This window comes from Paenibacillus sp. NPDC055715 (assembly GCF_053617595.1).
This window is the reverse complement of record NZ_JBSHGA010000001.1, coordinates 196,497-219,576: the sequence shown is the minus strand read 5'-3', so window position 1 is coordinate 219,576 and position 23,080 is coordinate 196,497. Positions and strand designations below refer to the sequence as shown.

General features: G+C 41.0%; 23 protein-coding genes, 8 pseudogenes and 1 riboswitch. Of the genes and pseudogenes, 24 read left to right on the top strand and 7 right to left on the bottom strand.

All coding sequences use genetic code 11. The features are described 5' to 3' along the window. Nucleotides 1–188 precede the first annotated feature (188 nt). On the bottom strand, nt 189–395 hold the full coding sequence (locus ACWGOO_RS01085; RefSeq protein ID WP_452480751.1) for an XRE family transcriptional regulator: 207 nt from the start codon (nt 393–395) through the stop codon (nt 189–191). 283 nt (nt 396–678) lie between these two features. Between ACWGOO_RS01085 and ACWGOO_RS01080 the strand changes: the two genes are divergently transcribed. The 9 genes and pseudogenes from ACWGOO_RS01080 to ACWGOO_RS01040 all read left to right on the top strand — a co-directional run. Beyond that, on the top strand, nt 679–2,118 hold the full coding sequence (locus ACWGOO_RS01080) for a DNA-binding protein (RefSeq protein WP_452480749.1): 1,440 nt from the start codon (nt 679–681) through the stop codon (nt 2,116–2,118). A 727-nt stretch (nt 2,119–2,845) separates the two neighbouring features. After that, on the top strand, nt 2,846–2,986 hold the full coding sequence (locus tag ACWGOO_RS01075; RefSeq protein ID WP_452480747.1) for a hypothetical protein: 141 nt from the start codon (nt 2,846–2,848) through the stop codon (nt 2,984–2,986). A 14-nt stretch (nt 2,987–3,000) separates the two neighbouring features. Further along, nucleotides 3,001–3,408 (top strand): hypothetical protein, encoded by a 408-nt coding sequence (locus ACWGOO_RS01070; protein WP_452480745.1) that lies wholly within the window; start codon nt 3,001–3,003, stop codon nt 3,406–3,408. Between the two features lie 93 nt (nt 3,409–3,501). Next, nucleotides 3,502–3,801, top strand: coding sequence for a hypothetical protein (locus ACWGOO_RS01065; RefSeq protein ID WP_452480743.1), 300 nt, complete (start codon nt 3,502–3,504; stop codon nt 3,799–3,801). Between the two features lie 94 nt (nt 3,802–3,895). After that, nucleotides 3,896–4,945 (top strand): ABC transporter permease, encoded by a 1,050-nt coding sequence (locus ACWGOO_RS01060; protein WP_452480741.1) that lies wholly within the window; start codon nt 3,896–3,898, stop codon nt 4,943–4,945. Nucleotides 4,946–4,947: 2 nt separating this feature from the next. Further along, a complete protein-coding gene (locus tag ACWGOO_RS01055) occupies nt 4,948–6,228 on the top strand; it encodes an ABC transporter permease (RefSeq protein WP_452480740.1) in 1,281 nt (426 codons plus the stop codon). A gap of 5 nt (nt 6,229–6,233) precedes the next feature. After that, nucleotides 6,234–6,890 carry an ABC transporter ATP-binding protein gene (locus ACWGOO_RS01050; protein ID WP_452480738.1) on the top strand — a complete coding sequence of 219 codons (657 nt, stop codon included), beginning with the start codon at nt 6,234–6,236 and terminating at the stop codon, nt 6,888–6,890. A 202-nt stretch (nt 6,891–7,092) separates the two neighbouring features. Beyond that, nucleotides 7,093–7,308, top strand: a pseudogene (locus ACWGOO_RS01045) (hypothetical protein). 169 nt (nt 7,309–7,477) lie between these two features. Then, a pseudogene (locus tag ACWGOO_RS01040) lies at nt 7,478–7,555 on the top strand (YjcZ family sporulation protein); the annotation flags it as partial. 180 nt (nt 7,556–7,735) lie between these two features. Here the strand turns inward: ACWGOO_RS01040 and ACWGOO_RS01035 are convergent. Next, a complete protein-coding gene (locus ACWGOO_RS01035; protein ID WP_452480736.1) occupies nt 7,736–8,116 on the bottom strand; it encodes a VOC family protein in 381 nt (126 codons plus the stop codon). 257 nt (nt 8,117–8,373) lie between these two features. Between ACWGOO_RS01035 and ACWGOO_RS01030 the strand changes: the two are divergent. From ACWGOO_RS01030 to ACWGOO_RS01020, 3 genes and pseudogenes are all read left to right on the top strand, one after another. Further along, nucleotides 8,374–9,026: pseudogene (locus ACWGOO_RS01030) on the top strand (IS630 family transposase); the annotation flags it as partial. A gap of 45 nt (nt 9,027–9,071) precedes the next feature. After that, nucleotides 9,072–9,285: pseudogene (locus ACWGOO_RS01025) on the top strand (NucA/NucB deoxyribonuclease domain-containing protein); the annotation flags it as partial. Nucleotides 9,286–9,525: 240 nt separating this feature from the next. Next, nucleotides 9,526–10,626, top strand: coding sequence for a fibronectin type III domain-containing protein (locus ACWGOO_RS01020; RefSeq protein ID WP_452480734.1), 1,101 nt, complete (start codon nt 9,526–9,528; stop codon nt 10,624–10,626). Between the two features lie 133 nt (nt 10,627–10,759). Here the strand turns inward: ACWGOO_RS01020 and ACWGOO_RS01015 are convergent. Further along, a pseudogene (locus tag ACWGOO_RS01015) lies at nt 10,760–10,855 on the bottom strand (DUF3231 family protein); the annotation flags it as partial. Between the two features lie 225 nt (nt 10,856–11,080). Continuing rightward, nucleotides 11,081–11,253: riboswitch (M-box (ykoK) riboswitch) on the top strand. Between the two features lie 315 nt (nt 11,254–11,568). On the opposite strand from ACWGOO_RS01015, the gene ACWGOO_RS01010 reads away from it, so the two are divergent. Then, nucleotides 11,569–12,114 (top strand): DUF1003 domain-containing protein, encoded by a 546-nt coding sequence (locus tag ACWGOO_RS01010; RefSeq protein ID WP_452480732.1) that lies wholly within the window; start codon nt 11,569–11,571, stop codon nt 12,112–12,114. Nucleotides 12,115–12,174: 60 nt separating this feature from the next. Here the strand turns inward: ACWGOO_RS01010 and ACWGOO_RS01005 are convergent. Both ACWGOO_RS01005 and ACWGOO_RS01000 read right to left on the bottom strand, forming a co-directional pair. Then, a pseudogene (locus ACWGOO_RS01005) lies at nt 12,175–12,455 on the bottom strand (IS3 family transposase); the annotation flags it as partial. 291 nt (nt 12,456–12,746) lie between these two features. Then, nucleotides 12,747–12,920, bottom strand: a complete 174-nt coding sequence (locus ACWGOO_RS01000) for a GNAT family N-acetyltransferase (protein ID WP_452481582.1) — start codon at nt 12,918–12,920, stop codon at nt 12,747–12,749. 157 nt (nt 12,921–13,077) lie between these two features. Here ACWGOO_RS01000 and ACWGOO_RS00995 point away from each other — a divergent pair, with 157 nt between their 5' ends. From ACWGOO_RS00995 to ACWGOO_RS00985, 3 genes and pseudogenes are all read left to right on the top strand, one after another. Then, complete coding sequence (locus tag ACWGOO_RS00995) at nt 13,078–13,251, top strand: hypothetical protein (RefSeq protein ID WP_452480730.1); 174 nt, start codon at nt 13,078–13,080, stop codon at nt 13,249–13,251. Between the two features lie 21 nt (nt 13,252–13,272). Continuing rightward, the gene (locus ACWGOO_RS00990; protein WP_452480728.1) at nt 13,273–14,103 is read left to right on the top strand and encodes a DegV family protein; all 831 of its coding nucleotides are present in this window, start codon (nt 13,273–13,275) and stop codon (nt 14,101–14,103) included. A gap of 115 nt (nt 14,104–14,218) precedes the next feature. Continuing rightward, a pseudogene (locus tag ACWGOO_RS00985) lies at nt 14,219–14,976 on the top strand (VOC family protein). A gap of 37 nt (nt 14,977–15,013) precedes the next feature. Here the strand turns inward: ACWGOO_RS00985 and ACWGOO_RS00980 are convergent. After that, the gene (locus ACWGOO_RS00980; RefSeq protein ID WP_452481581.1) at nt 15,014–15,646 is read right to left on the bottom strand and encodes a hypothetical protein; all 633 of its coding nucleotides are present in this window, start codon (nt 15,644–15,646) and stop codon (nt 15,014–15,016) included. 266 nt (nt 15,647–15,912) lie between these two features. Here ACWGOO_RS00980 and ACWGOO_RS00975 point away from each other — a divergent pair, with 266 nt between their 5' ends. The 8 genes and pseudogenes from ACWGOO_RS00975 to coaD all read left to right on the top strand — a co-directional run bounded on the left by ACWGOO_RS00975 (nt 15,913) and on the right by coaD (nt 21,816). Continuing rightward, nucleotides 15,913–16,050, top strand: a complete 138-nt coding sequence (locus ACWGOO_RS00975) for a helix-turn-helix domain-containing protein (RefSeq protein WP_452480726.1) — start codon at nt 15,913–15,915, stop codon at nt 16,048–16,050. Nucleotides 16,051–16,242: 192 nt separating this feature from the next. Continuing rightward, entirely contained in the window at nt 16,243–18,060 is a 1,818-nt protein-coding gene (locus tag ACWGOO_RS00970; protein WP_452480724.1) for an APC family permease, read from the top strand. Nucleotides 18,061–18,317: 257 nt separating this feature from the next. Further along, nucleotides 18,318–18,908, top strand: a pseudogene (locus ACWGOO_RS00965) (acyltransferase family protein); the annotation flags it as partial. A 174-nt stretch (nt 18,909–19,082) separates the two neighbouring features. Continuing rightward, nucleotides 19,083–19,715: a hypothetical protein gene (locus ACWGOO_RS00960; protein WP_452480722.1), complete on the top strand. Its 633-nt coding sequence runs from the start codon at nt 19,083–19,085 to the stop codon at nt 19,713–19,715. Continuing rightward, nucleotides 19,708–20,223 (top strand): accessory gene regulator ArgB-like protein, encoded by a 516-nt coding sequence (locus ACWGOO_RS00955; protein WP_452480720.1) that lies wholly within the window; start codon nt 19,708–19,710, stop codon nt 20,221–20,223. Before ACWGOO_RS00960 ends, ACWGOO_RS00955 begins: the two co-directional genes overlap by 8 nt. A 5-nt stretch (nt 20,224–20,228) precedes the next feature. Next, the gene (locus tag ACWGOO_RS00950) at nt 20,229–20,351 is read left to right on the top strand and encodes a cyclic lactone autoinducer peptide (RefSeq protein ID WP_452480718.1); all 123 of its coding nucleotides are present in this window, start codon (nt 20,229–20,231) and stop codon (nt 20,349–20,351) included. A gap of 312 nt (nt 20,352–20,663) precedes the next feature. Continuing rightward, nucleotides 20,664–21,302 (top strand): 16S rRNA (guanine(966)-N(2))-methyltransferase RsmD, encoded by a 639-nt coding sequence (gene rsmD / locus ACWGOO_RS00945; RefSeq protein ID WP_452480716.1) that lies wholly within the window; start codon nt 20,664–20,666, stop codon nt 21,300–21,302. Next, nucleotides 21,295–21,816 carry a pantetheine-phosphate adenylyltransferase gene (coaD, locus tag ACWGOO_RS00940; protein ID WP_452480714.1) on the top strand — a complete coding sequence of 174 codons (522 nt, stop codon included), beginning with the start codon at nt 21,295–21,297 and terminating at the stop codon, nt 21,814–21,816. Before rsmD ends, coaD begins: the two co-directional genes overlap by 8 nt. On the opposite strand, the gene ACWGOO_RS00935 is transcribed toward coaD, so the two are convergent. After that, a complete protein-coding gene (locus tag ACWGOO_RS00935; protein ID WP_452481580.1) occupies nt 21,779–23,074 on the bottom strand; it encodes a nucleoside recognition protein in 1,296 nt (431 codons plus the stop codon). The two genes, coaD and ACWGOO_RS00935, sit on opposite strands and share 38 nt — an antisense overlap. Between the last annotated feature and the right edge of the window lie 6 nt (nt 23,075–23,080).

The window sequence follows — 23,080 nt, the reverse complement described above, 5'->3', positions numbered from 1 at the left end:
TGGAACGGTGGTAGCTTTCTAACTTGGTAGGATACTTGTACGTGCTTTTGAGATAACAATGAGCACAAATGAATGCACCTTTGGACATAATGATCGAATCGGTCGAATGGCAGAGTACACAACGTTCAGGCTGATGTTTGTAAAAATATCGCATGTTCAAAGTCTCCCCTCATTTGTAAGATAGGTTTCTATGACTCGTCCTGAATGCCAAGTAATTGGGATACTATTTTCCTGTGTCGTTTGGCTGTTCTTGTACCATGAATAAGATTCGACAGACGAGAAGGTGGAATTTGGTACGTCTCACAAAACGTTTTCTGATCCATCTGTCTCTCAACAAGCTTCTGCTTGATCGTCCATCCGAAGGGGGTTATAGGATATTTTTTATTGTTGTTCAATATGATTCACCTTCTCTATGTATTATTTGCAGGGATTAGTAAAGGGACGAATTGAGCTATTACTATGATGCTAATTTTACTAATTTATTGATTTTTTTTAGAATACTATGAATTACCATAATTTCTGCTCTATATTAAAAATGTGAAAGTCGAATTTAGTTTGGATATTATTGATATTTATTCTAAAGTAGTTGTATAATCAGGGTATTATGTAAAAAACAGTAGCCCTAAGATATAGGTCAATTTCGTTGTTTGGTGTATTCCGATGCTAGGAGGAAGGTTTATGGAATATGCGATTGCAATCCGTACAGAAATTCGGAAGTGTATGCAAAAAAGAGGCTATAACTTGTCAAATTTTGCGAAAGCATCAGATATCACTTCCAGTCATCTCAGTTCGTTACTTAGTGAGAGTCCGAGTCGACCATTATCGGTTCAGCATTTAGATCGAATTAATGTTACATTAGGAAACCCAGGGGGTTGCTTTTATGAGTTATATGTAGATGAATGTTTTTTGTCAGGTAAACCGCATCGTAGTCGTGTAAAGCCTTTTTTGTTGCGTTGCGCGGAGTTGGACAAAAAGAATTGTATAGAGCAAGTATTATCTCGTATGATGGAGGATTTGAATTATATTTCTCTGGTGTTTGAAGTTGCAGAGGAATTGCACACCAAAGGAAATATTCATAAGTCGCTTGTGTTTTATGAATGTGTAGCAGAACATGAGAGATATCAGCACTCCGAGCGTTTGGCAATCAGCCAATATCGGCTGTTTCGAGCAGCATTGGGGAAGGATTTGGAAAATAATAGAGATGCGGTAACCCGATTTGCACCCTTTCGTAATCGTTTACCTGTGAATTATCAGTTGGATGGATTATTGCAGTTGGGAAACGTATATTTTACTTTTAATGACTGGGAACAGTTTAGGGAGTATGCTGATGAGCTAATTGTATTAGCTAAGATCGTTTATCAGGAACAACAAAGAACAACGAGTAAGGGTAAGAAAGTTCCTTTAAAAACAGAGCGGAATCTTGTTGTGTATTATGGTAAAGGTTATCTGATGAAGGCAATCTCCTATGAGAAGCAGGGTCTTTATGAAGAATCCAAAAAATACATTAAAGGTTATGCTGATCTGAGCTGGTTTGAAGGCTTGGATGATGGTGGGATGAATGATGTAGAGGATTTTAAAATGTTTGCTATAGCTAACTCCTACACGCTGGATATGTATATGGGGCATGCTCATTTGGTACAAGAGTATACCGAATATTTATTGAGCCATCCCCAAGAGATTTTAACTGGTTTGGCAGTTATCACAGAAGCAGCAAATAAGTATGGATTTACGATTGAGGGAACGCTCGCAAAATTATCTAAGAAAATGGTAACGGCAGAGCGACGAGATAACATTATCTATAAAGGCTGGTATTTGAAATTTTATTATCAACTTGCTATTTATCAGTTACGCAAAGGTCAGATTGAAAATGGAGCAGATAGTATTTTGGAATTGCTGGAGTCATCCATTCTGTTTAACAATATTAATCTATTCATTCAGGGAATATCTCTTTTCGAATCTTGTAAAGATCAAGTCGGTGAATTCCAACGAAACGATTACAGAGATTTGTTGGAGAGGGTTAAAGAACACGAAAGTTTTGATCTTAGCCATCGCAACTATATTGCTCTGTTGTTGCTTGGGCTTGATAAAACAAAATCACACTTTTCGGAGATCATATAGAGTATAACCCACATAAACTACAAAATAACATCTGACCCTTGCCACTTGATGCAGGGGTTTTCTGCTTTTTTTCTATCATTTAATCGTAGCAACATGTTTCTCAAGGAGTGATTTTTTGTTAAAGGATGCAAAAGGAAATAAAACGCGGATATCCATCATTTCAACCGTCTGATAACATAGTATCATCCTACTTTATAGTGAGTGTGGACTTATGGATCGAATATTAGTTCCACCTGACAGACTGCTGAGGTACCTAAGGCTTTTTACCGTTGAAGTAAATTCCGTTTAGCCTAACCCAATGTATTGAATGACACATACAGGCTTTTTATCTTGTTGGTTATCATCACTAAAGCCTGTTGGGTTTAATTTTTAAAGCATCGTGGCGGTAACGTCCAATCATGGTTTCGGTAAACAAGGATCTACGGGTAGAGTCTTTTTTTGTCGTATTTTTACATTATTGTGATATTTCATATAGGTATAAAGTTGTTAATTTAGTCCTGAGCATAACTATGAAACTTTGTACGAATTGCCCTTTTAGTGCAGTTATTACAGGTTTTATACTAGGGCTTTATCACTGATTTTTCCATTTCTCTACATTCCCCTTACTTCGACATGGTAATAATTATATATTTGGAGGAATGTACAAATGAAATGGAAATTAGCTAAAAAACTGCTTTAAGCTTAGTGGCAACCGCCTTATTTAGATGAATATCTTTATGCAGTTGATATGAGTGTTAATGAAATAGCGGCAGGAGCAAAATCTGCAATTATACAAAACCTAAGAGGAGTAGTTGATAAAGGAATAGCTGAAGGAGTGGGGCAGGTTGTAGAATGGCTCATAAAGTATGGAAGTAAAATCGCACTTTAGAAGAGGGGTTTAAAATGAGCAACTTAGATGAGAAGTACCTTGAAAAACGGATTGAAATTCTGCTAGAGTGGAAATCAGTATTATTACGTCTTGCAGAAGATGAATTATCACCGTTTGTCAAATGGTGCGCTGAAAATGAACTTAGTCAGGAAGATCAACATTTTATAACAAATCTGTGTATGCTATTCAGCATTCGTTTGCATCCTGATCAGAATAACCCCGATGTTCAGAAAATCACTAGAAACTTTGAAGGACTTTTCGAGGTCACTGATTTTGAATTGAGTTACGAAGAGTTTGAAAAATTTATAAAAGATTATCAACTCAAAGAGCACCCCATTCATGAGTGGGACGCTAGGGAAGTGCTTGAAAAGCTGGCTGAGAGCAATAGGAGTATTGAGTTGAAAGAGAAGCTGCTTGGTTAGCCAAAGTCTCAACTGGAATAGGCTCAAAACAATCCCCGCTAACCTTAATGATTGGATTATTGAATGCTGCGCTTGCAACACCAAGTTCCCCAGATGAAACTGTTAAAGGAGGATGGAGGCAATTTTTCCACGGCAGAGCGAACGATTTCTCCAAACGCTGAGGTGGTAACTATTCATAATGGTTGGACAGAGAAAAATTCTTGGGGTGCTGAACGTGCCGTAGGAGATACTTGGTGGAAAGAAACGTACCATTACACACGCGCGCGAATGGAATTGCCTGGAGGTAGTGCAGTTACTGACAGCGGTAGACAATATGGCTACCAAGATACTTATGCGGCATCTCCTTATGCAGCTTCAACATACCTAGGTAAAACCTACTATGGTAAAGATTAATAAATGTAAAGAAAGCTAAAAAACAAAATTGTGAAATAGTGAGATTGCTCTTTTTTATTTGGCAATCTCACTATTTTTTAAAGAGGGTAAAATTATGAAAATGACCACAAGAAGCAGCACGCTCTGGGTTGCCATATTATATGTATTGCTAGGTCTTATTGTAGTTTCATTTAGTTATTATCAGGTGAAACAGAATGAGATAAATACGTTATCAAGAAGCTTGTATAATGAAGATAGTATTTTTTTCACCTTGAAAAGCCACGAAAAACCAATGGATTGGAGCAAAATCGATACCTCGCAATCCTACACCATATTCTCAGAGCTAGAAACCATAAAAGTTAAACATGAAATTCAAGATATTCGAGCGATTTATTTTAAAAATGATACTTACCTCCCTCCCATGGTCTCAGGAAGGTATTTTAGTAATAGAGACTTCTATAATAACAAGAGATTCGCTGTTATTGGTAAAAATGTGGATAGAATCAATACTAAAAAACAAAACGATAAATATTACTACAAATATCAGGATGAAAACTTTGAAATCATTGGAACGATGGGAGCAGAATATTCTTCTAAGCTAGATAATACGATATTGTTAAATATAGATGGTGTTGGTTCAGAAAATTCATTGCAATCCAAAATTCATGTACTGAATATAAGTGAAAATCCAATGACAGAAGGAGTTCTTAAATTTAAGAACTACACCTTATCAGTCAATGTATTCGATAGGGGGGACACTGGTTCAACACGTTTTTTGAATATGGGTGCTTTTCATATGATGATACTCATCTTTATAATCCTGATATTAATTAGTTCAAGCTTTATTTTTACTTATTACTGGATTAACAAAAAGAAAACAGAAATCTTGATTCTCTGGCAAAGTGGCATAACTACTGGCCAAATCTTTAAACGCTATGCTATATCTTACTTCTTAATCACATTCGTATGTTACCTATCTATTTGCTTTATTAGCTATTTATATTTGATCCTAAGTATCTCTTCGAATATTGATGTACTGTTAAAATACTCTTTCGAATTTTTAAAAGGCTATATTCCCATCTTGCTCTCATCAGCACTATCTGTTTGGATATCGTTTAATCAGACTATTAAACAGATAACTTTGAAAGGATATTTAGATAAATGAAAATGATCATTATTGAAGTCATAGAAAGCCTCAAACGAAAAAAAATGTACTCCATGCTAATTCTACTTCAGATTGTTATTTTCTATGCTGCGGTTACTATTCTTTTTTTACAGTATTCTAGTATTGAAGAAAAATCAGGCCAAGTTAGTTCACTAAAAGCTATGAATGATTATCAGCTTGCTGATACATTAATTGAAGACAATGATATGAAGGAATTCACTAATAATCCCAAATTCTTAGTGATTGCCAAGGCATTCTACAACAACTTAAATAAAATTTTGGATGATAAATATATTTATTTGTTTAACCAATCTATCGCAGTCCTTCCGGATTCAAAAGAATGGGAGCAGAAGTTTTTATACGGCTATGAAGACGGACAAGATAGTCCAGCTTTCAAAATGAATAACAAAGAGCCTTATTATGCAACCAAGGCTGTACAAATGAATGAACAAGCTTTCAAAAATTATTCCATCGAGGTCGAGAAAGGAAAACCTTTTTCATCAGATGATTTCATCAATAAAGATAACAAAGAAATTCCTATTTTATTAGGATCAGAATATGATGAAAAATACCAGATTGGTGATAAAATATCGGCAAATTATTTGATGAAAGATTTCACACTGATAGTAAAGGGATTCATTCGATCGAATGCCCTGGTATATAATTCTCAATTTCCTGAACTATATCTGGATCGTTATATAGTAATGCCTGCTCAAGAATTTCCTTCTCCTGTTAATAACGAAGAATTTTCATTTCAGAAGAAACATTACCTCCAATTAATTAACGGGCATATTTTCAGTCCAGAAAATGAGTACGTTGTCCAGAATAAGCTAGAAGAAGTAAAAGATATATCTGACTTTCATAAGACAAGTATTCTTGGGGCGAATAAGCTTCCTCTAAGTTTCATATTCTCTACCCTTCAGGTAAATAAGTCATGGCTAAGTCTCATAACAGCTATAATTTTCATTGTTTGTGTTCTCAGTATAAGCATCTTAATTGTAACTAAGTTACAAAATCAATTAAAAAATATATCAGTACATTTGATCTCAGGGGCATCCATGAATCAGTTGTTATCTTATTATATAGCTGAGGTAATAAGTATAATTGTGCTTCCTGGAATTCTCTCTCTTATGGTTTATAAATGCTTTGTTGATTTTTTTCTCGGATCTTACTTTCTATTGATTATATCTTGCATGTTAGGAATGTTTCTTTTTACAGTGATTCCAGTACTTCTGCAATTTAGGAAATTGGAAATCAGTAAATTGCTAAAACGAACGGAGTGAATGAAGTGATTCAAATTGAAAATTTAAGAAAATACTATGCCATTGGAAATAAAAAAATAGATGTGTTAAAAGATATAAATTTAGAAGTAAATCAAGGTGAAATGATTGCTATCATGGGGAGAAGCGGATCTGGAAAATCTACATTGTTAAATATTTTGGCGGGTTTGCTGAAAGCAGATGGAGGAACTTATTTCTATGGCGAAGAAAATATTAATGAAATGAGCCTGAACCAGTCTGCTAGCTTTAGAAAAAAAAATATCGGGTATGTTGTTCAAAATTCAGCACTTATTGATAGTAAAAATGTTTTTGATAATGTAGCTTTACCTTTGCGATACGCTAAATCCTCAAAAACTGACATTGAAAAAAAGGTAGCCTTCGTTCTTGCGGCATTGGATATAAAACCCTTGCAGTATAGTTCCATAGAAACGTTATCAGGCGGAGAGCTCCAGCGAGTTGCCATAGCTAGAGCCCTTATCCAAAATCCCAAACTTATCTTAGCAGATGAACCAACCGGATCTTTAGATGAACAAACGGAAAACGAAGTACTTTCCCTTTTCAAAGATCTCAACCAACAAGGTAAAACAATCATTATCGTAACTCATAATCAACAAGTAGCAGATATGTGCCATAAAACGTATTCTATAAAAAATGGGGGAGTGTAGTTTAAATCAACCTATTAATTAAGACTCTTAATCGGTGTAATTCAACGTTCATACAGTGCTGAAAGAGAAGCTGCTTGGTAAGCCAAAGCCTCAACCGGAATTGGCTCAAAACGATCTCCGCAACCTTAACTGTTAGTGGGGATTGTTTTACGTTGAAGGAATTTCTACGTTATTCACCCAATAGCTATTTGAGATGAGCAACATGAACCAGACATATAAAGTGCTAAAGTCAGACATCGAACTGTTTGCAGCTGCATTAAACCAGGTAAGAGTATATGTTGTCCAGTCACTTGGCGAGGACTTGATAGAGGTTGTGGACTATGTGGAGGCCCCGTAGAAAGGTTTTCGCCGCATCAAGATTAACGGATCTTATTTCTTTCGTAATCAGTTTGAATTTAGAGTAGATGTAAAGAAGTGATCTGCGGGAACTTAGCTGAAGGAGCCCTTCTTGTGCGAATTACCGTTTAGTCTAGTCAATTTCTTTATGTATACATACTATATACCATAACTTAAAAAAAGGAGGAGTTCATGTGAGTGGATGTGTTGGAGGAGCTGAGCGTAGGGAAGAGCGTAGGGAAAACTGTTTAGGTGCTTTCACATCGCCAGCAGCAATTTTGGTGCTCTTTATTCTGTTGGTTATCATCACTAAAGCCTGTTGGGTTTAATTTTTAAAGCATCGTGGCGGTAACGCCCAATCATGGTTTCGGTATAAAAGGCTCTACTGGTATGTAACCCAGTAGAGCCTTTGTAATGTTTACCTGTATGCCCTGTCCTCTGACGTATTCTAAAGTACCGCAAAAGGTACGATAAGGTATGGTTGATCGTTGTTCCGTTTGTATAGTAATTTACTTTTTTTTCATCACAGCAAAGTAATTTTCTTCATTATCTACAAAGTTAAATACTCTTCCGAAAGGCATATTTACAATTTCTCCGACTTTGACATTTTTATTTGATAAGTCGCCATGTAATTGATCGAGATTTTCCGAAAAAAACATTAAAGAAGGTGTACCGAGATTTAATTCAGGTGACATTTTAGAAACTAATTCCTTATTATGCAGAATGATGCTTGTTTCTGCACCCTGTGTAGGAGCAATTTCAATCCATCTCATTCCTTGACCATTATTTTCTTCAGAAATTACATTAAATCCTACTTTTTCTGTCCAAAAATCCAGTGCCTCATCTTGGTTATTTACATACAACATAATTTGACCGACTTTACTAATCATTGTTTTTTTTTCACTCCTTTGTATAAGTCATTACCAAACTTGATGATCTTAATCCTCTATAGGTACAGGTTTTGACGAGTCAAGCTCTATGCTATCATAAGTGCCGATCAGAAACAGAACCAATTTAAGATACAAACAAAGATGTAATCTATATAAGTTGAACTTAAAATTGGAAAAAATATGGTAAGTATTTCGTTGCTACATGTCGAAGTATGTAGTAAATGACTTTAGACAGGCAGGGGAATTCAATGGAACAAGCCTATGAAACAGGAGGTCTTCCAGGTCTGCAAATGAATCATTCGCCAGGCGCCCCCGTTCGATTAACCGAAGAACAACAAGAAAAGCTGAAACAGACCATCGTGGGCTCCGTTCCGCATGATGTAGGCTTTACCGCGTGGCACAATTGGACACGGGAGATCATGGCAGCCTTTATCCAACGGGAATTTGGAGTGACGTATTCGCTTCGTGGCAAGCAGCGTATCATTCAAACGACAGGTAAACATCGCGGCGTCAAACTGCTGGCATCGTCGACTATGGGACAGGCCAGATCGTATGGCAGGAAGATGAGCAGTATACAGCAGAAACCTTTTTGAGCTTTTTGAAAAAAGTCGTAACCGAATATCCAACAGGCAAAATCGTGATGGTGTTGGATCATGCACGAATCCACCATGCGAAATTGCTGGAACCGTTCCTAACCGAGATGAAGGACCAACTTGAACTGGTTTTTCTGCCTCCCTATAGCCCACAACTTAATGCAGTCGAAGGGTTGTGGAAATGGCTTAAATCGGATGTGATTAACAACGTTTTCTACCACACGGTCACCGAAATTCGCACCAACGTACAACAATTCATGGAAGAGATTATGAAAGTACCTTTGACGATCATTGACCGTCTCTGTGTCAGATTCTAGTCAGTTTTTTTCTTTAGTTCAACTTATATAGTTTAGTGTTGACAATCCAACCAGTCAACAAGCAGTAGGGAGTATAAGCTGGAGCTCCAAAGTTCACGCTACCCTGAAACCGGAGCGCACATTAAAGATGCGATAGCAGTCGGACATTCTGCGGTATGTACAATAGACCGTGTCGATGGCCAATGGCAATGTGTCCGAAGGTGGCGCAGGTGATATCCGATACATAAGTCCTAGTGATAGCCGGGGAGCAGGATCTTAGGTAAGTCATCAATTAGATAAGTATGTTGATGGAACAAAGGTAAGATTTATAGTGAAATAAAGATAAGGACTCCAACGGTATATAGCCGGAAAGAGTCCTTTTTTACGTTCAATAAAAAATAAATATGCAAATACGTGGTTTATATTTATAGATCAGCAAGTTTATGTTTAGACAATATAAGAGTGTTAATTTATCTTTATGGATATAGATATAGAAGATATTCATAGGGGGATAATAATCATGTCAAAGAAATTTATGGCTACTGTATTAACTTTTTTTCTAATTAGTATCATCTTACTACCGTCTGTAACACATGCAGCTACATCAAATAAAACAGTAAAAGGGATGCTTGGATTCTCACCTCCAGAAGGAACTACTGTAAAAGCCAGCAGTATTTATAGTAACTATGTAGCGGAAAATTCAATAGACGGTGACATCGAAACGGTTTGGAATGCCGGTACATTCAATGGGAATATTGAATTAATTTTTCCTAGCCCAATCGAAATGGATTTCGTTCATATTACTACTGCTGCTTTGCCACCGAGAGAGATTTCATACACCATTTATGGATTAGAAGGTGGAAAGTGGGTACCAATAAGTGAGCAAATAACTCATACTTTAACTGCTACATATACAACGTCACAACCTGATAAGGTGAAGCTTGGAACCTATGATGGTATAAAAATTGATGCTAACGGAGGTTCGTCATGGTTAGCATTTAACGAAATAACTATTGGCATGGTGGAAGCAATTGATCTTAAGGGTCAGCCACAGAACTCGTCTGCTAAATTAAGCTGGAATACAATCAAGGATGCTACTAATTATAAAATTAATTACGGTACAGAACCTAATAAATATACAGATTCAATTGTTGTAGAAAAAGACGCAGCTGGTAACTATGTCATTCCAAATTTGAAGAACGGGACGACTTACTATTTTCAAGTAGTAGCTATTTTTAATGGAGTCGAGACGGCTATTTCTAATGAAGTGGCTGTTACACCAAATGAGTCTCAAACGACTGAGTCGACAACTCCGGGTAATCCTTCTACGGGAGAGTCAAGTAAACCAGGAACTGGCGAGCCTAAGAATTCTCAAACACCTTCAGGCAACCGTGCCATTCTGGTGGTCACCATGACAACGGGTTTGGAGAAAGAATTTGATCTGAGCATGAAAGAGGTCAATGACTTTATTTCCTGGTATGAAGGCAAGCAGGCTGGGTCTGGATCGGCTTCATATGCCATTAATAAACACGATAACAACAAAGGTCCATTTAGCAGCCGTAAAGATTACATGTTATATGATCGTATCCTAACATTTGAAGTAAGTGAATACTCTAAATAAGATTAAATCCCCGCTAACCTTAACTGGTCGGCGGGGATTTATGTTGAAGAATCTAAGGAACAGTGTGTTGAAGATCGTACAGGAAATTTAGGCTTTAACTGGTTCAGGTCGTTTTAATTGAAGAGGGGGAGGTATCACCTGCGTGGTTTAAATATGCTTGGTAAAATGAAACGCTGCCTTTCGCTAACGCTGAAAACTGCCACACACTATAAATTTCTCCGTAATGCATAGGCTCGTCTTTTGGATTCCCGTTAGGATACCCATTATAAAAACCACTCCTTGTTTATTTTAATGTTGTACAAAAAGATAATCGTAAATAACAACTCAAAAAACACCTTAAAAAGTCTCTGCTGTCCTAAACGATCGGCGGATTTTTTTACTTGAAGAAATTACCATACTGATATATTTGGGTTGACAGCACATTTGGACAGCAGTATGCTTGCTAGGGAAATATTGATGTCCTCGTTAGGTGAGGCTCCTATACGAACATAAGCCACTGCCCGGAAACATCGAAAGATGCCAATGGGTATAACAGGAATTGCCGGATTAAGGCTCTTCTTAATGTGACTAAAGAACGTTGATTCTTTTACGTCGTATAGTGCTAAAGCTCGACTTGGGGGAATCGGATATTTGCATGCTTTATCTTGCATGCAGAACGACGCCCCTTCAGTTGAGCTGAGGGGCGTTTTTATTTTAATGTGTTAGGTATTGGCAGTGACATGGTTCCAGTATGATCAGTAAAATATGGAGCCAACAACATGATATTGGGAGAGGGGGTGAACCATTCTTATGAGTAGTCGAAGTTCGTCTGAACCGGATCCAGAACCAGTGAGTCTATTGGCAGTCGGGTTAAAGCTAGATACCGTAATTGAGTATGGTTGCAACTCCTCTCCTACGGGGTAGTATTGGGCCTGACTGCCTTAAAACAAGGAGGCAGTCGACATGTCAAAAATGAATTTTTTTCAAAAAAAGCAGCAAAATAAAAGTGCTGCTCATATTCAAGGCTTTGATATTGAATTGAATCAGGAAAATACTCGTCGTATTGATCGGTTAGTCGATAGTTACGAAAATAGCATTCTTTCTCATTTAGATGAAGCGTACCAAAGAACGACAAGCTGGTCAGATCGTCTTGCAGATCGGATTGCATCATTCGGCGGTAGCTGGAGATTTATTACTTATTTCGCTATCTTTCTGACCATCTGGATACTCTTGAACAGCTTGCCGTTTACTCGCTTTCATTTCGATGAACCTCCATTTATCTTGTTGAACTTGTGTTTGTCCTTTATCGCAGCATTCCAGGCTCCGGTCATTATGATGAGTCAGAACCGCCAAACTGCAAGGGATAAGCATGAATCGATCATTGACTTCGCGATCAACTACAAAGCCGAACAAGAGATTGACGATATGCAGAGCCACCTTCATCGGATCGAAGGCGAACTGATTGAGATTAAAAAACTCTTACTTGTTCTAAAACAACCGGATGAATGAAGAACACAAATGCCCCTTTGGATTATATGGAGGCACCGTAGAAAAGTTGGGCTGTCAACACTAAACTAGGGAATTTTTTTTGTGGTGCCTCTGCTTGAACTCGGCCGGACTCAAGTAATCCAGAGAACCGTGAATCCGAATAGGGTTAAACCAGTGTACATAGTCATGTAATTCTGTGGTTAGCTCAGCAAGCTTTCAAAATGACGTTTCTTCACAAACTAAGTTTTGAAAATTTTAAAAGTAGCTTCCGCAACGGCATTGTCATAGGGACAGCCTTTCATACTCAAAGAACGCTCAATCTGAAAAGCCTTCAGCGCATCGTCGATGAGCTTATTCTTGAACAGACATGCAATAAGGCGTTTCAATTTACATAACCCAATTCATTTTTGAATATAATCTATCAGAACTGGGGATATATACAAAGATTAAAAAGTGTTCAACACCTGCAACTACTGAATTAAAGAATAAAGTAAATACCCTACTGGCATTAAGTTGGTAGGGTATTTTTTGTTTAAGACGGATTGTAATATGAAGTGCGACACCCGCTGGAAATCAATAAAAAAGGGCCCATGGCCGGATTCGTGTAGAATGAAAATTCCAACACCCACACCTGTACCATGAGTTCACGCCTGTCATTGGATGCAAGAGTAGAGGTTTCTTGTATGTCCCTGAAGTAGATTTCTTAATACTTGACTGCCGACCCCTTTACCTTGGTAATTGGGGTGAATGTAAAAATGCTCCAATAAGTAATCATTTAACGTCGGTTTAAAAGCTATGCAACCAACAAAAGAAGAATCTACTTCGATAATTCAGGTATGTACAGAGTCGAATGCAGCACGGAAGAGTTCTCATAACCCTTGTAATAAATTCACAAATAATTCATTGTTATTATCGCTGGCAATTTATTATAGTACATAGTATTAATAGTTAACTGTATGTATTATGTGTTTTGACAGACGACGAATGTGTGTAAGGCTCACACCAGAAGGTGCCTCCCTGTTCGAACAGAAACAAGAGAGAATTGAAGGCTATTTTGAAGCGCTGGTAGAGGGTCTGGGTGAGGACAATGTCAGAGAATTTATACGATTGATCGAGCTTTCCATTCGTATTATGAATGCGGATTCTACTGGAAAATAAAATAATGTGAGGGTGTATAGGATGAGGTATAAAATAATAGCGGATAGCTGCTGTGACTTAACAACAGAGCTTAGAGAAGAAATGAAAATCACGATGATCCCGTTAAACATGACTTTGGGAGAAAAATGCTTTATAGATGATGAAACGCTAGATTTACCTCAGTTTATGGAAGAAATGAAAGCCTGTACAACCAAGATCGGATCGGCTTCACCGTCACCTATGCTGTATAAGGAAGCATTTCAAGGTGAGCATACTTCTTTTGCCATTACAATATCCAGCAATCTGTCTAGTTCGTATTCAAGTGCATTGGTTGGCAAGGATATGGCGGAGGAAGAAGGGGCTGATGTTCATGTATTCGATTCGAAAAGCGCATCGGCTGGACAATTATTGTTAGCTCTAAAATTACGCAAGCTGATCGACGAGGGGCATCATAAAGGAGAGATTATTTCTTCCTTGGAAAGCTTTATCACGAAGATGAAAACCTATTTTGTGCTAGAGAACCTGGACAATTTGGTGAAGAACGGACGAATGAATAAAATTACGGGAAAGATACTTTCATTCCTGCATATCAGACCCATTTTGGGTTCAGACGATGACGGAAATATCACATTGTTTACCCAAGCGCGTGGTCAAAATCAAATCATTGAAAAGCTGGCAGATACGATCGAAAAAAGTGGTCGGGCTACGGAGGGGGAAAGCATTGTGATTACCCACTGTAATAATCCCGGGCTTGCGGAGAAGCTGGTAAATGCGTTGAAGAACCGCTATCAATTTAAGGATATTCTGATTGTACCCACCAGAGGAATCAGTTCAATGTATGCCAATGACAAAGGAATTATTATGGCGTTTTAAGCTATTGGAGTGAAGGGTACTCTCTTATTAAATCAAGGTTTATGCCAATTCGAGCCTGAGTTGGGGTAAGCCTTTTTGACATGCTGAAAAGGGGTGTTGACCCTCTATAGGATGTATGGAGCGGGAAGCACGGGGCGGTTGGGTGACATTGAAAGTAAAGGATTTGGATAGACAGATTGCTTTCTATGAACAGGTGATCGGGTTAAGTCTAGTGGAACGAAATGAACTACGAGCATTATTAGGGGCTGGTAACAATCAACTGACACTATTTCTATTAGAGAAAAGTGCTGAGGTTTTACAGGAACCCAGAACGACGGGGATTTTTCGCACGGCTTTTCTAGTTCCTACAAGAGAGGCGTTTGCGAATAAGTTTTTTTATATGCCCGTTTTGACAGTGCAAGTGATCATGGATATAGTGAAGCGCTCTATTTGTACGATATTGAAGGGAATGGTATTGAAATCTATGCAGATCGTGCGAGAGAAGAATGGGCATTGCATCCTCAGGGCAGCTATCCTCTGAATTTTAAAGTACTGGCTGAATTGACTGATTTTAAAACAGATGGAAAGCTGCCCTTTGGCACGGTTGTAGGTCATGTACACTTACGCGTAGCTAATATCGAAGATTCGTTACGTTTTTATGTGAATACCAATCACCATATTGGCGGTAATGTATGGAATGGAGAAGGTAATCCCCATCCTCTCGCTCATGCGACAGGGGTTAAGGAAATCACACTGCCGCTTCCGGACGATACGGCTTTACAAGAGCTAAAGAAACACATGGAGCTTGACGGTCATGCAATCCATGGAGAAGAAATTGGATTTTCTGTCATTGACCTAAGCGGAAACAAGCTGGTGTTTGATATTAGCAGATAAGCAGGTCAGCCATACGCTATACCGGATGTATCCAAGTCTAACTTAATTTTTTGATAATTACAGAAGCGTTTACGTTGGTTTGGGTACCTCCAGCTAAGGTTTGCAGGGTAACCGCAGCGGCAGAGCTATGATTTCGTAGGGTAAGGACATCACTGGATGCTAGAGCGAGGATGGCCTGCCCTGTGTTTTGCTGCGTGCCGGCTCCTGAGCCGTATACGGTACCCGCAGCGAGGGCGCCATTAATAAATATGGCGAATTGGCCTGGCTCTACACCCGACACTGAAAAGTTAACCTCATAGTTCCCTGCGTCAGTTACTGCGATTTGAGTGGTGCCGGGAGCATGGGTAATTCCGGGTGTAAGTATACCGTTCGTATCGAAAATGACATCCGCTTCTATCGGAACGACTTGGGCTCCTAAGTTGTAGACATAACCAAACTGAGCTATTCCACCTACGTTACCTGCTGCACCTATGGATCCAGTTGCGCCTGTTATACCTAAAACATTTTGAGGTATATTTACACGGACGATTTGCTTTCTGACGATGATTTCCTTGCAAAAGCACCTTCTTTTCGAGTGGCATTTTCTCTTCGGGCGTTTTTTACTAAACCAAGAGCTGATAAAAACGTCTTTTTTACGGCCTTTCTTTCGTTTCAATTCGGGACGACCCAATACAAACACCTCCATATGGTTTGTTGTATACTACTCCATTCATCTAGGGGAGGCATGGATATCTGTCCTGCGTTTCATAGGCAATGATCTGTTTTTGGATAAAAATAGGTCTTTGTACAGGTACACTCATCTGGTTATATAAAAATGGCGCCCCCGGCTTAGATTGCAGCATACGCGCGGGTATCATTGGGACGCCCACAGTGAACTGCACAGCTTCGGAGAAAGCATGCTTACCTGATTGTGATTCAGCTGCGCAAGGCTAAAGAATGATGACAGAGTACACGCATTTAACGGTTAAGGAAGTTTTGGAGCGGGTAGGTTTCTGGGATGCAAGTCATTTTGCGGCAACTTTTCGCCGTGCTGAGGGAATTAAGCCGAAAAGGTTCAAATTACCGTATACATAAGGGTATTTTATCGAAATGCTCTTTCTTACTCGGAAATGGTCATTATAAGAAGCATTCCTTATTGTTTTTTTTAGGATGAGGGAGTATAAAATAATAGTTCATTTGTTTCATCAATCTGATGTGCAGGTGACATAATAAACATACGATTCAAAGTTCTTATGCAAAACCCCTAACCAAGAAGGAGTTAACGAAATGCTGAGTAAAGTCAAAAGATTACTAATTGGTCGCCCTCGAAAGTCGACGGCCCTTGAAGAGGAGAAACTAAACAAGCTCAAGGCTCTAGCCATTCTGTCCTCAGATGCATTGTCCTCTGTAGCTTATGGAACCGAGCAAATTCTGCTGGTTTTAATTACAGCGGGCTTCGCTGCCCTATGGTATTCCATACCTATATCCATCGCGGTACTGGGGTTGCTGGTCATTCTGATCCTGTCGTATCGGCAGACTATTTTTTCCTATCCCGGTGGCGGTGGTGCCTATATCGTCGCTCAAGATAATTTGGGTAAGGCCCCGAGTCTGATTGCAGGCGGATCTTTGCTGGTGGATTATATTCTGACAGTAGCAGTCAGTTCGTCGGCAGGTACAGATGCCATTACATCGGCGTTACCATCATTGCATGATCACCGGATCGCGATTGCACTGATCATGATCATCTTTTTGACCATTATGAACTTGCGCGGGGTGACGGAATCCGCCTCGGTACTGGCTGTACCGATTTATTTATTCGTTGTTTCGATCTTTGTCCTAATTATTAGCGGTATCATCCATTACGTGGCAGGAGGAGCCCATGCTGCGGCACCGCAATTTGGAGCTACGGTATCCAACGTCAGTTTGTTTCTGCTGCTAAAGGCGTTCAGCTCAGGTTGCTCGGCGTTAACCGGAGTAGAGGCTGTCTCGAATGCCATTCCGAACTTCCGCAAGCCTGCTGCCAAAAATGCGGCAACTACGCTGATGATGATGGGTTTGATTCTCGGGTGTATGTTTATCGGAATCAGCCTGCTGGCTTATTGGTACGGTGTTCGTCCTAATCCTCATGAAACGGTCATTTCGCAAATTGCGAATGCCACTTTCGGGCGCGGTGTGATGTATTACATCATTCAAGGCGTGACGGCGCTGATCTTGTTTTTGGCGGCGAATACAGCTTATTCGGCCTTTCCGTTGCTTGCATTTATGCTGGCTAAAGACAAATATATGCCACATATGTTCATGGTTCGCGGAGATCGGCTTGGTTACTCGAACGGTATTCTGTTTCTGAGTATTTTCTCGGCATTGCTGGTCATCGTATTTGGCGGCAATACGGGAAATCTGATTCCGCTTTATGCTGTAGGGGTATTTATTCCGTTCACGCTTTCCCAATTGGGAATGATGATTCGCTGGATTCGTCTCAAGCCGTCAGGCTGGGTCGTCAAGCTTGCTATTAATACGGTTGGGATGCTGACCACGCTGTCCATTACGCTTATCTTTATTTTCACCAAGTTTAGTCAGGTGTGGGTGGTGTTTATCTTCCTGCCTCTGGTTCTGTATTTCTTTATGAAGATCAGTAGACATTATAAAAATACGGCTGAGCAGCTTCGGATCGATATTACGAAGGATAAACCTATGGTCAAAGGCAATACGATCATTATTCCGGTGGCAGGGATTACACGGGTCGTGATGAATACCATCAGCTATGCCAAGACCTTGTCGGACAATGTGATTGCTGTATATGTAGGTGTTGATGATGAAGCGACTCGCAAGATGGAGCAAAAATGGGAAGAATGGGATGTAGGTATCCGTTTGGTGGTACTGAAATCCCGTTATCGCAGCATTATTAATCCGCTTCGCAAGTTCATTGATACGGTGGAGTGGAAAAAAGCGGATGAGGATCATATTACCGTCCTTATTCCACAATTCATCACGAAGCACTGGTGGGAAAATATTTTGCACAACCAGACCAGCTTGTTGATGAGAGCTTATCTGATCAATTACAAAGACGTCATCGTAACGACTGTCCCTTTTCATTTAAACAAATAAATCGTATAACAGTTCTTGCAAGGGAAGGGAACAGGCGATTATAGCATGACAAAATGAACATCTTTTGGCCGCAGATCATTGCGGCTGTAGGGTGTTTTTTTTTCATACCGGCATATTTACTTTAACGATACGTTTTGTGTATTATAGATACAAAATGTATCGTTAAAGAATGGATATGGAGGGATATGATGTAAGAAGCCAAGGGTGAAACGGAACATAACAAGCTGCAATTTGTAGATACGCTGAGAGCACTGGCGATTATGGGCGTGCTTTTACTGAGCTTTGGGCTGAATACGGTGTTTGCGTATGCTCCATGGATTAGTGATCACTTGTTATGGGGACATTATCTGTATTTATGGTTTCCGAACCAATTGCCTGTCTTCGGACTGGGTATATTGTTGTTCTTGATATGGAAAGACGAGCGGCATTGGAAAAGTGTGGACCGGTTTAGCGGCGTAGTGCTGCTTGGCTCCGTGCTGTTTGCTCTTTGTACAGGTATGATGGATTATCTCATCGGTGTCCTGTTGCTGCTGGGAGCCTATGCTTTGTATCACTGGCAGCCTGTGTGGCTGCTAAACCGGGGATGGTCATGGATCGGCTGCTTTAGCTACAGTATGTATTTGACGCATATGCTTGCTTTGGAGATTGTAAGCCAAATTGAGCTACCATTTTCCCCTACTGTTAATTTGACTCTTATGTTTATCATGACGCTGCTATTGACCATAGGTCTGTCCTGGTTCACCTATTCATGGATCGAGCAACCGGGCATTCGTTGGGGAAAAAAGATCATATCACGTATGAAGTCTGTGCGCTCACAGGAAGATTCGGTCAAGGAAAGTGTTGCCTAAGCCGTAACTTCCTGCTGCATCCGATAACATTTCGTTGAAGTGAATAAAGAAATATATCAAATCATTGAAAAGACCTCTTGAAAAGTAGGCCACAGCCCTTTATATTCGATGTATATCCAATTTTTTTGAATACACCGATGATGAGATTTGTTGGATTGAAAAGGAGATGCACACATGCTTGTGAAGCCTATCGGCTTTTTGTTTTTTTCCACGCTTGAAGGAATGGCGGTTTTTGCGCTCATTCTTAGTATTTTTAAAGTTAAAATGACTCCTTATGTATGGCAAGCGATTTTTGTGAACCTGATTATGAACTTGCAAAGTTATTTGCAGAGAGAAGAATTTTCCCTCGCTTATCTGGTGCCTGTCATTAACATGCTGCTCTTTATCTTTTTGCTCGTTACGGTGGTGAAAATTCCGATTGTATGGTCAGGCATTATGACGGTTACCGGTTATTTTGCTTATGCGGTCATTCAGTCGGTGCTTTTAAAAGCGATGTTCGGGAGCCTGCCAATCTCTGAGCTACAGGTCGGCTCCCTGAAGGGCTATCTGCTGCAAGCGGTAAGTGCGGTGGTAGGATTGCTCATTTCATTTATTTTGTATCGAAAAGGCATCGGGTTTGCCGCTAATTTCAAAAAGCTTAAATTTAAAGATGAATACGGCATTGTGATTACGCTCATCATTTTATCCCTTATATCCACCTCAATCGTGCTGTACTACAACGAGGTATGGTTAAATATGGTGTTTTTTGCACTGGTATCGGGATTCTTCATCTACTATGCGGTTGGAAAGGAATATCGGGATGATTGAAACGATGGCTTTCAAGCTTGCTAACCAGATCAAACGGACTGTGCCGGATCATCCGGCTTCTATCCCGGTACTTAAATATGCACTCGCTCTTATTATAAATGCCTCCATGATTATTGTGCTGACGCTACTCGCCTCATTCTTCACCGGGCGGACGGCAGAAGCTGTGATGATTCTAGTGGCTTTTGCCTTGTTGCGCCAAATGTCAGGAGGGATTCATCTAAAAACAGGGATGGCATGTGTTGTGGTCACCTCTGTAGCTTTTACAGCCATATCCTGTATCTCTTTACATAGTTGGTGGACAAACCTCTTCACCGGATTATCTCTGCTTCTTGTCTTATGCTTTGCCCCGTCCAGAATTGAAAAGCAGTCGCGCATTCCATCTCGGTTTTATCCCCTCCTGCGACTGTTATCTTCCCTGCTTGTATGTACTAATTTTGTAATCGGTTCCTCTGTAGTGGCTGTTGCTTTTCTAATCCAGAGCCTGACGTTGATTCGGGGAAGGAGGTGAGGGAAATGGTGAAAAAAATCGTATATAGTCTAGCGACATCGTTGTCTATGTTTGCTGCATTTGCTGTATCGGTAGCGAGTTATGTGTATGTCTATCAGGGAGATACGCCCGAGGAGCTGCTCAAATAGTATAACTTCATTTCCTTATATACCTAGGCTGCCATTGAGCAGCTTCTTTTTTTTTGCAAAAAAAATCAGGCGCTCTTATTAGAGCGCCTGAATGGGAGAGGAGAAACCGGACGAAGAGCTTATGGGGAAACGTAAGTCTTCTCCGTGGTTGTCTACGACATTGGTTGAATGCCGATATCTTAAGGATGCCCACGATATGGTTTTTTATACCTCCTCAACCCCTGCGATTTTCAAACGGCGATCCATGTGGTACGATAACGTCATAATCTTTATATGGTTATGAACACATATAGAAAATAGGTGAGTTTCAGCGTGAGAGTCGTATCGGGTAGTGCCAAAGGAAGGCCGTTAAAGGCAGTTCCCGGCATAGGGACGCGGCCGACCACGGATAAGGTCAAGGAAGCGCTATTTAGCATGATAGGTCCTTATTTTGATGGGGGAGTCGCGCTTGATCTGTTTGCAGGTAGTGGCGGCCTGGGTATAGAGGCGCTTAGCCGAGGAATGGACAAGGCAGTCTTTATTGATATGGAATCGAAAAGTATGGAGGTCATTAAAGAAAATTTGCGAAAAACCGGATTGGAAGGACAGGCTGAAGTGTTCCGCAATGATGCCGGACGAGCGCTCAAGGCGCTGGCAAAACGTGGAGCTCTTTTTGATGCTGTTTTTCTGGACCCGCCCTATCGTCTCAAGCATGGTGATGTATTGATGAGCCGTATGGCTGAACTGGACTTGCTTCGTTCTGAGGCAGTCATTGTGCTGGAGTATGAGTCGGGACATGAGTACCCGGAAAGCTTTGGGCCGTTCGAACAGGTCAGAAAAGCGGTCTATGGCGAAACAACGTTATCTATCTACCGCTTTGCAGCAGAGCAACCGGACGATGCAGAACATACTGAGGCCGGAACGGAAAAATCCGGTATAGCCGAATCAGGCGGGGAGGACCATCATGACTGAGCACAAACTACGTATTGCCGTATATCCGGGAACCTTTGATCCCGTGACGATGGGGCATCAGGATATTATTCAAAGAGCGGCGAGGCAGTTTGATCTGCTGATTGTCGCGGTACTTAACAATATTAGTAAAAATCCACTGTTTTCTCTAGAGGAGCGAATGGAGCTGCTGCGGACGGTAACCCGCCATATACCGAACATTGAGGTGGACAGCTTCCGTGACCTGACAGCCAATTATGTACGTCAAAAAGGGGCTCAGGTTATCGTCAGAGGAATTCGGTCGGTGACAGATTTTGAATACGAGCTGCAATTGGCTTCCACGAACCATAAGCTGAACCCGGATGCCGAAACGGTCTTTATGATGACGAACCCGGCCTATTCATATCTGAGTTCCAGTATGGTGAAGGAAATCGCCCATTTTGACGGCAAGGTCGTAGATCTGGTGGCCCCTGAGGTCGAGGATGCGCTGCGTGTCAAGGTTAGCGCCAAGCGCGGCGGCTCCACCATGAAGTCATAAAGGAAATGACAAGCAGTGTAAGTATAATCGCGCCCAACAGCGCAATAGACAACATGGTTAGCTGCCAGGGATACAGCGACGGACTTTCCAACTGTGACCATAGGTTGTTGCTCTCCGCCATGACAGAATGCGCGGCGGAATCATAACCGCCTTCCGTGAAGGAAGAAACAGAGCTGCGGCTAACATGAGCGGGAAGTGTATGGCTTGTCATACGGCTAAGAGGCGTCCAGGCGACGAGTGTGAGCACAAAGGCGATGATGCCATGAAGCACTCTGGATATGGTGAACGTGATGCCCTTGTCTGAGGGTCTGGTAACGGCTGTGATTTGAAGCCAGCCGCATAGCCCTCCCCAGCCTAGCGCAGCGCTGATCAGAGCCGCTTGTGTGCGGAGATCATACGGCAGGCGGCTGATTTCATAGGAACCGAGATGAATTTCCATCCAGGCGGGCCATATGAAAGAAAATGTTCCTTGGCCTGAGTGAATGGATAACAGCCGAATTAGCACGGAAAAGAAAATAATGAATCCACCTGTCATCATCAGCGTCTGTACGGCATGGGATACAGTTTCGCCCAGTAGCTTTCCGAAGCTGCGGCCGTCCCGTTCTCTGGCAGAGCGTGTGGCGTCCCATGCGGACCGGATGAGAGTGGTAGAAGTACGGGAAACAGAGGTTCGCCGGAGGGCAACTGGCGTTTCCCGTTTTTGCGATTCTTTTGATGATGCAGTCAGTCTGGCTGTAATCCATCCCGCCAATAAGCCCGAGATCCAGTGAACGGCAAGCAGCATGGCGCCTACAGCAGCATTATGCAGCAATCCTGTTCCGATAACGAGCAGGATGGTAATCGGATTGCAGAAATGAGCGATAGCCGTCAGTCGTTCAAGCTGGCGCTTGGTCATATCCTCTTGCTGTGCCCATTGGCGCACAGCTTCCGCAGCGGCCGGAAATCCGGCGGTCAGGCCGAGGGCCAGTACCCAGCCGCTTCGACCTGGAAGACGGAACCAGGAGCGTATGAACGGCTCCAGAAGGACGCCAAGCCCATGCACCAGACCGAAGGCGACGAGCATTTCGGACAGCATCAAAAAAGGGAGCATGGCCGGGAAAATAATGTTCCACCATAGCTTAAGCCCTTGCGCGGAGGCTTGAAACACCTCTTCCGGTGAGGCGACAACAGCCAGCACAAGCAGAATGGCTCCAAGGCCAAGCAACAGGGTTGTCCAATAAGAAGCGGAATAGGCTTCCTTTTGTAGCAAAGGGTTCACCTCTCT